This window comes from Bombilactobacillus apium, from assembly GCF_013385145.1.
Taxonomy (GTDB): Bacteria; Bacillota; Bacilli; order Lactobacillales; family Lactobacillaceae; genus Bombilactobacillus; species Bombilactobacillus apium.
This window is the reverse complement of sequence record NZ_JABZEC010000006.1, coordinates 49,968-62,559: the sequence shown is the minus strand read 5'-3', so window position 1 is coordinate 62,559 and position 12,592 is coordinate 49,968. Positions and strand designations below refer to the sequence as shown.

15 protein-coding genes are annotated in these 12,592 nt (G+C 40.1%); all 15 read right to left on the bottom strand.

The genetic code is table 11. The features are described from left to right. Window position 1: 1 nt before the first annotated feature. Window positions 2–1,159 (bottom strand): nucleotidyltransferase, encoded by a 1,158-nt coding sequence (locus HU830_RS07040; protein WP_176943065.1) that lies wholly within the window; start codon window positions 1,157–1,159, stop codon window positions 2–4. Between the two features lies 1 nt (window position 1,160). Beyond that, complete coding sequence (gene rsfS, locus HU830_RS07035) at window positions 1,161–1,496, bottom strand: ribosome silencing factor (RefSeq protein WP_176943158.1); 336 nt, start codon at window positions 1,494–1,496, stop codon at window positions 1,161–1,163. A 27-nt stretch (window positions 1,497–1,523) separates the two neighbouring features. Next, on the bottom strand, window positions 1,524–2,105 hold the full coding sequence (gene yqeK, locus HU830_RS07030; RefSeq protein WP_176943064.1) for a bis(5'-nucleosyl)-tetraphosphatase (symmetrical) YqeK: 582 nt from the start codon (window positions 2,103–2,105) through the stop codon (window positions 1,524–1,526). Continuing rightward, complete coding sequence (locus HU830_RS07025) at window positions 2,095–2,742, bottom strand: nicotinate-nucleotide adenylyltransferase (protein ID WP_176943063.1); 648 nt, start codon at window positions 2,740–2,742, stop codon at window positions 2,095–2,097. The genes yqeK and HU830_RS07025 overlap by 11 nt, the downstream gene beginning before the upstream one ends. 16 nt (window positions 2,743–2,758) lie before the next feature. Next, window positions 2,759–3,070: a YhbY family RNA-binding protein gene (locus HU830_RS07020; protein WP_176943062.1), complete on the bottom strand. Its 312-nt coding sequence runs from the start codon at window positions 3,068–3,070 to the stop codon at window positions 2,759–2,761. Window positions 3,071–3,080: 10 nt separating this feature from the next. Then, window positions 3,081–4,202, bottom strand: coding sequence for a ribosome biogenesis GTPase YqeH (gene yqeH / locus HU830_RS07015; RefSeq protein ID WP_176943061.1), 1,122 nt, complete (start codon window positions 4,200–4,202; stop codon window positions 3,081–3,083). Continuing rightward, the gene (locus HU830_RS07010) at window positions 4,192–4,719 is read right to left on the bottom strand and encodes a YqeG family HAD IIIA-type phosphatase (protein WP_176943157.1); all 528 of its coding nucleotides are present in this window, start codon (window positions 4,717–4,719) and stop codon (window positions 4,192–4,194) included. Before HU830_RS07010 ends, yqeH begins: the two co-directional genes overlap by 11 nt. 96 nt (window positions 4,720–4,815) lie before the next feature. Then, window positions 4,816–5,172 (bottom strand): 50S ribosomal protein L20, encoded by a 357-nt coding sequence (rplT, locus tag HU830_RS07005; protein ID WP_176943060.1) that lies wholly within the window; start codon window positions 5,170–5,172, stop codon window positions 4,816–4,818. 28 nt (window positions 5,173–5,200) lie between these two features. After that, window positions 5,201–5,401 carry a 50S ribosomal protein L35 gene (gene rpmI / locus HU830_RS07000; RefSeq protein ID WP_176943059.1) on the bottom strand — a complete coding sequence of 67 codons (201 nt, stop codon included), beginning with the start codon at window positions 5,399–5,401 and terminating at the stop codon, window positions 5,201–5,203. A gap of 16 nt (window positions 5,402–5,417) precedes the next feature. Continuing rightward, entirely contained in the window at window positions 5,418–5,930 is a 513-nt protein-coding gene (infC, locus tag HU830_RS06995) for a translation initiation factor IF-3 (RefSeq protein WP_176943058.1), read from the bottom strand. Window positions 5,931–6,686: 756 nt separating this feature from the next. Beyond that, window positions 6,687–7,151, bottom strand: coding sequence for an AraC family ligand binding domain-containing protein (locus HU830_RS06990; protein WP_324196346.1), 465 nt, complete (start codon window positions 7,149–7,151; stop codon window positions 6,687–6,689). Between the two features lie 331 nt (window positions 7,152–7,482). Then, window positions 7,483–9,426, bottom strand: coding sequence for a threonine--tRNA ligase (thrS, locus tag HU830_RS06985; protein WP_176943056.1), 1,944 nt, complete (start codon window positions 9,424–9,426; stop codon window positions 7,483–7,485). Window positions 9,427–9,852: 426 nt separating this feature from the next. Continuing rightward, complete coding sequence (gene dnaI / locus HU830_RS06980; protein WP_176943055.1) at window positions 9,853–10,764, bottom strand: primosomal protein DnaI; 912 nt, start codon at window positions 10,762–10,764, stop codon at window positions 9,853–9,855. Between the two features lie 9 nt (window positions 10,765–10,773). After that, complete coding sequence (locus tag HU830_RS09100; RefSeq protein ID WP_176943054.1) at window positions 10,774–12,093, bottom strand: DnaD domain protein; 1,320 nt, start codon at window positions 12,091–12,093, stop codon at window positions 10,774–10,776. Between the two features lie 2 nt (window positions 12,094–12,095). After that, window positions 12,096–12,587 carry a transcriptional regulator NrdR gene (gene nrdR, locus HU830_RS06970; protein WP_176943053.1) on the bottom strand — a complete coding sequence of 164 codons (492 nt, stop codon included), beginning with the start codon at window positions 12,585–12,587 and terminating at the stop codon, window positions 12,096–12,098. Window positions 12,588–12,592 lie beyond the last annotated feature (5 nt).

The following is a 12,592-nucleotide window of genomic DNA, read 5'->3' as shown; positions in this document are numbered from 1 at the left end:
GCTAAACCTCCCTTTGATATAACGGCCGACGTCCAAAATTCTGTTCTGGTGCTTGGCCGAGCAACAACAAACGATCAGCTTGAATTGCCCGAGCCATGATCCCCTGCCGATTTCCTAATTTTTGAGTTACCTTAGTAATCACCGGGAGGGTCAAGTTTTGAGACTTCAAGACATGTAAATGCTGCTGTCCCACCTGATTAAAGCCTAACACATGTAAATAAGCTCGCATACGCATTTCTTGCATTTGTTCGGTCGTCAGATTAAGAACTGTATACAGACAAAGTCGCCGGAGACGAGCCCAAGTGAAACGTTTGCTCTTAATCTGATACAAAAAATTCGTAAAATCTGTCGCTGAAACAGCCGCTTGTTGCAATTTATATTGCAGCCCTTCATTCATTTGATAAATAGCTTGTAAATCAGCTGCTGTGGCTGTTAACAAACGATACCGCAACAAAGGATAGAACTGGCTCCAATAATAGTGGGGTTTTTGCTCCAGTAAAGCCCAACTTGTTGCCGGAACGGTCTCTTGGTAGGCTCGCCCTGCTTGAATAGCCGTGCGAATCGCTGTGGCACTAGAAATCTCACCCTGCAGGGTGACTTGATTATGCTCTGTCAATCCCGTCCGCAAGTAAGGATGAAAATTTAGAGGATAATTCAATTGCAGACTAGCTTGGGCATAGGCTAGACCCAACATTTGATTTGGCTTGGTTAATTGAAAGCCCAAATAACGTTCCAAAAGTTGATTCAATTGGGTCGCATAAGTTTGCCGATAATCTTGAAAGGCTGCTGCTTGCCGCGGAATTTTTTGAATTTTTCGGGCGACTGTAAGATAGTCAAGTTCAGGATTTTCACTCCCAAAAACTAAATCGGTAACTCCCAATTGCTGCAACAAGCGTAAAGCCTCTAGAGCGAAGATATCTGCCGGTTGCACGGATGCATAAATAGGTAACTCGACGACTAAATCAACTCCGGCCGCTAAAGCCATTTTGGTTCGTTGCCACTTATCCACTAGCGCAACTTCACCTCGCTGGACAAAATTGCCCGACATCACGACGACTAAAACATCAGGTTGCAGTCGCCGGCGAATCTCTTTTAACTGCCAAAGATGTCCGTTATGAAAAGGATTATATTCAGCGATGACTCCACAAACTCTGGACATCTTACTGAATTAAATCACTAACATCAACTACTTGGGCATCAGACCAGAGTTTATCTAATTGATAAAAGGAACGCATTTCTGGTGTGAAAACATGGACAATAACATCCCCAATATCGATTAAAATCCAGGCCGAATCTTTCTGACCCTCCACATGGTTAACCTGCACACCAGCTTGGCCTTCAATTTCCAAAATGTTATCAACGACCGCATTAACTTGTCTTTGGGTGGTCGCCGTTGCGATCACAAAATAATCGGCCAGTAGACTAACAGCCTGCATATCTAATACCTTAATCTCGCTAGCCCGTTTATCATTGGCCGCTTGGACCGCTAGATTCATAATTTTTTGACTATTCAAGCCCTTACCTCACTTTGATTGAACTACCCAAGCATTGTAGCTTAGAATGGTTTTCGGATAAATCTGTTGTTTTTTTGCTAATAAATGTTGGAGAGTGTGCTCAATTTGATAAGCTACACCGGCATCTAAGTTCTGATCGGTTAATTTTCGAGCCGTTGCGGCTTCCGGAAAATCTCGACCACTTTCTGTATAATCCGCCATAAAAACGATCTTATCCAATAAAGTCATATGAACCGCTGCCGTCGTGTGTCGCCGGACCGCATTGAGAATATCTTCATCGTAAATTCCTAAATCGTACTTGATAATCTCCGCTCCCACAATTCCATGCCAAATTGCATTTCCATAATTCAATAAATCAGGATCCAAATCTTCTTGTTGAATAATGCGAATAAATTCTGCATCGCTACATTCTTTAGCATAATCATGCACTAAACCTGCTACTCCCGCCTTTACTTCATCAGCATGGTGTAACTGGGCCAACTCTATGGCTCTTTGACTTGTTCGGACACAATGTCGGTAGCGATAATCGGATAATTTCTTTTGGACTTGTTCTTGTAACCAAGCTCGATCTGAAGCACTATCAATGTTCATCTTTAAGGTACAACCCCTTTTCTTGAATGTACTGGCGGACAGCTTCCGGAACAAAATAACGAATTGAACCACCAGTTTGGACTGTTTGCCGAATCCAAGTCGAACTGACATCAGAAGTTGGCATATTAACCCAGATCAGAGGATAGGTGGATCGCTTTTCATAACCCTTGCGGCAGACGCCAACTAACTGGGCTAATTGAACAATCTTTTCAATTTGATGCCATTTGGGCAAGTAATTGACCATATCGCCACCAATGATCAAATAATATTGATTTTCGGGATGGGCTTGGTGTAATTGTTGCAAAGTATCACAGGTATAGCTAATTCCTCCCCGCTGAACTTCCATTAAACCTAACTCAAATTGCGGATGATCCAAAATAGCCCGCTGCACCATCTCTACCCGGTCTTGCACCGCCAAAGTTTCCTTGCGATCAATATGCGGTGGCTGCGCATCAGGAATAAAAATGATTTTTTCCAGACCTAATTGTTGATAAACTTGATCAGCCATCATTAAATGACCAATATGGGGCGGATTAAAAGTCCCCCCTAAAATTCCGATTCGATGAGTCGAAGAGGTCGAAGCCGGCTTAACTTGGACATCAGTTTGAATTCGATTTTGGAGTACCGTTTTCGTCATTCATCTCACCTCAATTTTAAAGTGCATCAACTTCCAGGCTCAGATGACGATTACTAATTTTTGAAGCTCGTTTATAAAAGACTAGCGTTCGGCCAATTGTCTGAACCAATAAAATACGCGGATCAAAGTCTTGTACCGCAGCAACAACCGTACTAGTTAAAGCAGCAGAATTTTGTAAAATACTTACTTTCACTAATTCATGGACGTTTAACTGCGCCTGTAATTGTTGCAAGGCAGCTCCATTAAGACCATTTTTTCCAATTTGAAAACTGGCGTTTAAAGACTGTGCTTGTTGTTTTAAATAACGTTTCTGCTTATTGTTTAACATACTTACCTCTTTAATTAACTAATGCGGGACGAACTTCTGCCGTTAAACCGACTGGTAAATAAACTCGAACCTGCACTCCTTGGGGAACACTAATCCAACCTAGACCAGCTAAGAGAATATCACTCGGTTCCGTGGTTTTAATCAATTGGGGATCAAATGGCGGAAATTCTTGCTGATCTTGGGGGGGATTTAGGAGCTCCCCTAACTGACGCTGATAAAAATCATCAGCGTTTTCTAATTTAGTTCGATGAATATAAAGATGATTTTCAACATAAACTAAGAAAGATCCTGCTGAGCCTTCGATAAAGTCCAAGCGTGCCAAACCAGCGATAAATAAGGTTTGCTCAGCCTGTAATTGAAAAATCCGAGGATGAATCTCAGTTTGGGGAGCGATATATTTCAATTGTTTAGGCAACAAAAAATGAGCCATTTGATCGCGCTTCACAATTCCAGGAGTGTCAATTAAATTATGACCATCAGCTAGGGGAATCTTGATTTGATCTAAAGTAGTTCCGGGAAAGCTCGATGTCGTAATTAATTCTTGCCAAGTCGTGCGCGCTTGTAAGATAGCATTGAGTAAAGTTGATTTACCAACGTTAGTGGTTCCGATAATATAAACATCTTGATGTTGCCGTAATTGCTCAATGGTCTCTAAAAGCTGATCAACTTGAACTAGCTTTTTAGCACTAACTAACTTCGTGGCTAAAGGCTTAAGTCCGACTCGTTTAGCCTGTTGTTGTAACCAATTTTTAACCCGATTAACCTTGAAAGAATGCGGTAAAAGATCAGTTTTGTTACCAACCAGCAAGAGCCGATTGGAGCCAATATAAGAGTCTAAGTTAGGAATTAAGCTGCCCGAAAAGTTAAACACATCTACCACATAGACAATTAGAGCTCGTTGTTTACGTAAAGATCGTAATAAGTTCTTGAACTCTTGATCCGCAATCTCCACGGGGGCAATTTCATTATAATGGCGCAAGCGGAAACAACGTTGGCAATATAATTGCTCAACTTCAGCTTGTTCTTGATACTTTTTTAAAGTTCCCGCAGGTAAAAAACCCGGTTTATTCGCAGTTTCAGTCTGGAGAATAGCTCCACAACCAATACAGCTCAGTTCGTTTTCACTTGTCATCTAAATGCTGCCTCCATCTTAATTGAGAATCGAATTTTTGATTCCACCACATTAATGGACGTTCGAAAAAACGATTGATCCGGGTCTTCTTGGCATCTGTAGCAACTAATGGTCGCACCAAAATTGTTTGTAAATGAGCTAAATTTCCCGCTAAAACATCTGTCAATACTTGATCACCCACAAACACAACTTCTTTTGACGACCATTGCTGTTGGCGCAAAAATTTTTGAATGACAAAAGGTAGCGGCTTATGGGCACGCGCCAAAACAGTCACGTGTAAGCCAGCGACTGCTTTTTCCACTCTTTCTTGGCTATTGTTAGAAGCTACAACCAGTTGAATTTGCTTATCAACCAAGGCTTGCGTCCAATTTAATAACTTTTGATCGCGGCGTTGTCTTTCATTCCAAGGCACCAGCGTATTATCCAGATCAGAAAGAATTACCGTAATTCCCCGATCCAAAAATTCCTGGGGATCAATATCTAGAATCTGGTCAATCATCATCGTCGGCTTAAAAATTCGCAGAAGCTTTCCCTCCTTTACCCTTGATTAGTTAATTTAACTTTATACAATTTACAAAAAAACGCAACTAGCATGACTACTAGTTACGTGATCTTACTTAGAAGCCTCTTTAGCAGTATCAACTAACTTTTTAAAAGCTCGTTGATCGTTAACTGCTAAATCAGCTAACATCTTTCGATTAATATCGATTTGCGCTAACTTCAAGCCATGCATCAATTTGCTATAGCTCATATCATACATCCGAGCTCCCGCATTAATCCGAGCAATCCATAATTTCCGAAATTCGCGTTTTACTTGACGCCGATCACGGAAAGCATAGTTATAAGAATTAAATAATTGAGTCGATGCAGCTTTAAATTGAATATGCTTGGAACCGCGGTAACCCTTGGCTAATTTTAAAACTTTCTTGCGGCGCTTGCGAGTTACTGTTCCACCTTTAACACGTGGCATAAGAATTCCTCCTAAAGATTATGAAAATTTATTTGTATGTGGTTAACATCTGCTTGATACGTTTCATATCACTAGCACTAACCATCGTAGCTTTTGATAATTGCCGACGTTGCTTTTTAGTTTTTCCGTGGAAACGGTGACTGGTGTAAGCATGATCCCGTTTCAAACCACCTTTGGCGGTAAATTTAAAACGTTTTACAGAACCACGGTGTGTCTTTTGCTTAGGCATGAAAATTCCTCCTACACTAATTCTTCTTTTTATCGTTAATTGGAGCAAGCATCAAAAACATACTTCGACCATCCATTTTTGGACGTTGAATTACTGTTGCCACTTCTTGAGTTGCTTTGGCCATTTTCTCCAAAACATCCCGACCGATTTCTTTGTGAGTAATAGCCCGACCGCGGAAGCGAATGGAGACTTTAACTTTTGAACCCTTATCTAAAAATTTCAAAGCATTCTTCAACTTCGTATCAAAGTCATTTTGTTCAATCGTCGGACTCAGACGAACTTCCTTGATACTAATCGTCTTTTGCTTCTTTCGAGCTTCACGATCTTTCTTTTGCAGCTCAAAACGATACTTACCATAATCCATAATCCGGGCAACTGGTGGCTTAGCATTCGGTGAAACTAAGACCAAATCCAAATTAGCTTGATCAGCAAGCCGTAAAGCTTCAATCTTGGACTTCACTCCCAATTGTTCACCACCAACTGAGATCAAACGAACCTCGCGGGCCCGAATCTTCTCGTTTACGATCATGTTATTATTGCTACTCTTCCTAGCTATGGGTATCCACCTCCGAAAAATTAACTCACAAAAAATGCGGGCGCAGTAGCACCCGCAATATCTAATCGATCATTATCAAACCTAGGGACGTTACAGTATAGGTGAGAAGCGGGAGCCTCTGCTTGTTCAATTCACTCTTATCAGTGTACGTTCTTTAACGACAATTGTCAAGAAATATCTAAAAAACAAAAAAAATCAAGGGACAATAAAACCAGTAATTCTCTCATTTCAATAAGACTTTTCTTACTGAAACAAAAGACGAGCGTTCTTTTAAAAAACGCTCGCTAGTCCACTCGATACCCGAGTCCCTGGTATGAAATTAAAGATATCGAGTTAACTTCGTTAAAACTTATAACGGATACGCTGAAAAACATGTGCCATAAGCTGATTACCTTATGATACGCGTTCACATTAACACTTTTATCCCCAAGAAGCAACTGCTCTTTAAAAAAATTCCGGCGACTAACCAAGATAGCTAATAAAAAATCGGCATAACCCGGACTTTCTTTTTAAAAAGACTACTTCTGATCCACCAGAAAGTAATTATTTCTATAATAATCCATTTCAAAGCTTAATCAAGAACTAATTTCTCTTCCCTCTAAAACCCCACTGACATCTACTTGATCAATCTTTACTTTATGTAATAGCCGCTAAATATCTTGTACTACTTGGATAATAATCTAATTAAGGAGAGTCCATCTTGGTATTCAAACATTACTGCTCAATCAATTAAAGTAATATTTTCTCTAAAAGTGGTTTAACTCCGTATCTTAAATTGTTAAACGCCAAAAGAAATGTCAAACAGAACAGTTCTTTTAAGTAGTTTCTACCTATTTTGCGTTTTTCTTGTAGTAATTGATAAGTAGCCTTAAATAACTCACCCAGAACTGCTGCCAATGCTTTAGTATGAATTCTGAGACAGACCTGATCAGAAATTAAAGCATTCTTCCTCAATCCCGGCTCTTTAATATTTCTAATCCCTATACAATACAAGAAAGATGGATGGACACAAAAATATTCATCATGAACAAATTTACTATTAAAGATAATAAGATCGCCTTGTCTTCCAGGAAATTCCTTTTCACCAATGAAAATCCTACTTTGGCCTTCAGTAATTAAAATCAGCTCAACGCTATCATCATAAGCATGCATGGTTCTAGGATATTCACTGTCATTTAAGTCAACTTTACTGATATAAACAACTTCAGGCTTGGCGCTTAGAGATTTTTTTTAATAATAATTAGGCATAAAAAATTATTTCATCGCGATGATTTCCTTTATACAGAAGTCATGGTCAAAAAATAACTCCATAGATAAATTTTTTTACAATTTTGTACACTAATAACTTCCAATCATTTAAATAGTTAAACAGTAACGAATCAAGATTAACGAATCAAGATTAAGGTTACTAGTTTTTTGCTGAAATGAATCTTATCCTTCTCTATGTAAGAAAAACCACCATAAATTTTTTTCTTATGGCAGTTTTCTCAAATAACTAAGCGAGTTTATTGTTCACTGGCTAAGTTTAATCACTGGTCCGAGAGTAATTATTCACATCAGCTACAACACTATCGATGAACATATTACTGTCTTCTGAATTACTTTGATCTTCTCCGTATTTCCGAACAGAAACCGTAGCATTATTGATTTCCTGATCGCCAATTACGACTGTATAAGAGATCTTTTGCGTCTGCGATTCCCGAATCTTATAATTCATTTTTTCATTACGATTATCAATTTGAACCCGTAAACCTAATTTACGCATTTGTTCCTGTAATTTTTGAGCATAGTCTAAATGAAGCTCACTCTTTACGGGAATTATGTTGACTTGCACTGGAGCTAACCAAGTTGGGAAAGCACCCTTGTACATTTCAATCAGGTAGGCAATAAAACGTTCCATCGTCGAAATAATTCCCCGGTGAATCATAACTGGACGATGTTCTTGACCATCTTCACCCACATAAGTCAATTCAAAACGTTCCGGCTGCATAAAGTCTAACTGAATCGTGGATAAGGTTTCTTCATTTCCTAAAGCCGTCTTGGTTTGAACATCCAATTTAGGACCATAGAAAGCAGCTTCTCCCTCGGCTTCATAATAATCTAAGCCTAATTCATCCATCGCTGCCTTTAACATCCCTTGCGAGCGATCCCACATTTCATCATCATCAAAATACTTTTCAGTATTGGCCGGATCCCGATAGCTTAACCGGAAACTATAATCATTAATATTAAAGTCATGATAAACATCTAACATTAATTGCAAAACTTTCTTAAATTCATCTTGAATTTGATCCAAGGCGACAAAAGTATGACCATCATTGAGAGTCATTTCCCGAACTCGTTGCAGTCCAGAAAGAGCGCCTGATTTTTCATAACGGTGCATCATTCCTAATTCGGCAATTCGGATTGGTAATTCTCGATAGGAACGGATATGGTGCTTATAAATTTGAATATGGGACGGACAGTTCATAGGTCGCAGCTCTAACATTTCACCTTCGCCCATATCCATTGGTGGGAACATATCTTCGCGATAATGATCCCAGTGACCTGAAGTCTTATAAGCATTGACGTTCATCAAAATTGGTGTATAGACATGTTCATAACCGGCAGCAACTTCTTTATCAATAATATAACGTTCCAAAGTCCGTCGAATAGTAGCACCCTTGGGCATCCAGTAAGCCAGACCGGCTCCCATCTTGGGATCGACAAAGAATAAATCTAAATCCCGACCAATGGTTCGATGATCCCGTTCTTTAATTTCCGCCCGACGCTTCAAATCAGCAGCTAAGTCTGCTTCTTGTAAGAAAGCAGTTCCGTAAATCCGCTGTAACATCGGGTTACTGGATTTACCTTGCCAGTAAGCTCCAGCAACAGATAGTAAGTGGTAATGTTTCAAATCACTAGCTTTAGGAAACATTGCTGCAATGCCCCAGTCCATATAATCACCTAATTGATATACCGGAATTTGAACACTATCAACTGCTTTAATCAACGAAGACTTATAAGGATCATTCTCAAAATGAGCCAATAAATCATCTTTAGCCATCATTTTCCGTTCAATCGGAGCATTAGCCTTAATCAAACGTCCCATGATTGCTTGTAAATCTTCCAATTCAGCGGCACTAACTTGCGGAGCCTCTTTATCGGTATCTAAATAAAAACCATCATTGTTACTCTGAGCTTCCCCAAAATTAATTTTCGGGTATTTTTGCTTTAAAGCTGCCCCTAATAAAAAGATTGCGGTATTCCGAGCAACTTGCACGGCTTCATCATTTTTTTTAGTGATAATCTCTACTTTTGCATCTTGAACAATCGGTCGTTTCAAATCGACCAAAATTCCGTTCACCTTTGCGGCAACCGCCGACTTCTTCAAACTGTTACTGATCCCTGCAGCGACTGCTTCTGGAGTTACGGATTCGGAAAATTCACGTTTAGAACCGTCAGGAAAAGATAATGTAATTGCTGCCATTGCTATGACCTCCTCAAAATAAAAACGCCCCTCGGAAAAATTCCGAGGGACGTGTAATTAACTAAATTAAACGTGGTTCCACCCAAACTTAAGTTTCTCAGAAAAGAAACTTATCTCTAACGTCGATAACGGGACGAACCTCTCTTATTCAACTCGTAGGATGGTATACCAGTCTCTAATGGACAACTTACAGTCGATGATTGTCACTCCCTAATTGCGAAACTGATATTATAATTACATTAAACCACGTTAATTCTGGATTTGCAAATTTATTTAAACTGCTACTCATAAAAATCATTTTTTGGTTCTAAACCGACAATTTTGCAACTTACCGCAAAATCACTCTTGAATCCACATTCGAAGACCAACAGTCTTGGTCGCCTAAACATTATAATTTTAAATTATCGAATTTCGGAGCTGGCTATCTTAATTAAACCGCCGATCAGGGCCACTAACCACTACTTCTCGCGCCAAAAAACGAATTCGTTCCATGATTCGCGCTGCCTTAATTGGTTCTTGATCACCCCGCTGATTGACGGTTAAGTGAGCTTCAAGATCTTTCATTGAAAAATTCGATGAGAAAAAGGTTGGTAGCTTTTCTTGGAGCCGATACTGCAAAATAACCCCTAAGACCTCATCACGAACCCAAGAACTCAAGGCATCTGCTCCGATATCATCAAGCATTAAAATGGGGACAGCCTTAATCTGATCAATCTTTGTCAAAACTGAATTATCATTAATCGCATTTTTCATTTGCACCGCTAAGGTCGGAAAGTGAACTAATAGGACTTCCACTTGTTGTTGAACCAATTCTTTAGCAATTGCGCTCAATAAATAAGTCTTTCCCACTCCAAAAGGCCCTGAAAGATATAAGCCCGGTAAAAAAGTCTTCGGTGCTTTAGCATAATCTATGACAAAACGAACGGCCGCCATGTACGAAGCCTGGCGTTCGTTAACTCCGCGAGCATAATCATCCAAATCTGCCTGACGGACATCACTAGCCATGGCCAAAGTCTTAAATTTTTGCTGAAAAACAACTTTTTGTTGCCGTCTCAATTCGGCGGCATCAGGTTCATAACTAACATGAATCGCCTGATTAACCCACAGAAGCCGGGGTTGATAACCCGTTGCCAGAGTTAAAGTCTTCTTTGCTTGCACGAACTCATAAATAGCCGCACTTCCCGCTAAAACCGCGTTTTGATTATTCTGCAGTTGATGGTCTTGCAAAAATTGTTGCACTTCAGGATCTTTGAGAGCCTGCGTCAACAACTTCTGATAACGTTCATTCCAATGACGTTGCTTCATTGTCGTTGCTAATTGCGCCGCTAAATCTTTCATAATAATCACCTAAGAGCTTTGATTTTTTAATTTAGCCCACTTCCGTTGTAAAGCCGCTAATTCCTGTTGATCGACGGTGGGCGCTTGTTGTTGTTGCCAGTCAGTGGCCACTTCTTTTTTCCCCGAAAACGGTCGGGAACGATTTTGCTTTTTCTTAGTTCGGGGTTGCTGCAAATATTTTACTGCGGCCACGGCTGTCGTGATTTTCTGCTCTAACCAATCATTGGCAATGGCCTCAACCAAAGCCTGGGTTAAAGTAGCCGCTTGCTGCAAAACACAGGCAACTAAGATATTAATTACGGGCAGAGGAAATACCGCCCGAGCTTGGAGATCTCGTAAAACTCGGGTTTCTGATTTACCTACGAAACCACCCTTTTTTTGTTTCTCTTGGGCTAAAAACTCTGCCGGGCTTAACTTTTCCGCACGCCGAACTAACTGTTGCTCGGTTGCCTTTAGCCCCTGTAATTTTTCTGCGGGAACATCCTGAATTGGGGTCTCTTGCAAGGCATTATTTTTCAAATTTACCCGATCTTCATAGCGCTGCTGCGCCAAGCGTTGCAAACGGGGTAAATCAATCTGGTTAGTCTGCACATTAAGGGTATTCGTTAATAATTCCGCTAACTCAAATTCCGTCAGTCCATAAAAAGCATGTAAGTTAAACAACTCAGCTTGACATTGTTGAAGTTGCTGAGTGTCAATCTGATACTTGGCCATCAATTGGGCTAATAATTCCCAATCAAAGGTTTGTAATTGCGCAGCTGTATATTGCGGCTGCGCTTTAGTCAAGCTGGCTTTCGAAGGTGAACTTGCAGGTGCTTGAACTAAAGCTTTAGTTGATAAGTGAAAGACTTCCAGAAAACTTTTGGTGATTTCCACAGCTTGAGCGGGAATTGGCCTTGTCGAACAATACTTCTGTTCCAATTCTGTAAAATCGGCTTGACCTATTTTTTCTAATAAGAAAGTTCGTAAAATATTATCCTGAAAAAAGGTCTGGGGAGCCAAAGGTCGTTGTAATTCATACAACAAGTAATTGCCCAGAATATCCTTATGCGCGTAAGTTCGCAACAAAGCTACCGCTTCCAAACGAATTCGTGCTTTATAAAAGGCTTGAGCATCCAAATCCAAGAGATTCAAAAGTTGCGCATGAGTAGCCCTTTCTGAAACCAGGGTTCTTTGTTGCTGCCATAAAAGCTGATATAAACTTGTCGCCGCACTGCCAACTAGGGGTTGATATAAATCAACCAAGGTTGTCCAATCAACGTCACTAAAACGATCGTTGGTTAAAACAAAATATCCCCAGAGGGGATCAATTGCTGTTCTGGCTGTCACAACTAATCATCCTTTATCTGTGAATCCGAATCAGTCTTCTTTTCATTTTCCATCAGACCTTGAACTTCTTTCATCAGTCCATTAATGTCTTTAAATTGACGGTACACACTAGCAAAACGTATATAAGCAATATCATCTAGCTTGATCAATTCCTGCATAACATACTCACCGATTTGCCGGGAATTAATTTCACTTTCCCCTTGAGCTCGAACCTGAGCTTCAACACGATTAGCAACCTGATTCATACTTTCTAAAGTTACAGGACGTTTTTCCGCTGCGCGGACAACGCCCCTTAAAACTTTCTCGCGATTGAATTCTTCGCGATTACCATTTTTCTTAATAACGAGAATTGGAGTTTGTTCGATTCGTTCAAAAGTCGTGAATCGATAACCACAATTTTCGCAAACTCGCCGTCGCCGAATGACACGACCATCATCGCTGGGACGACTATCAATTACTCGGGAAGCATTTTTACTACACTGGGGACACATCATCTGAC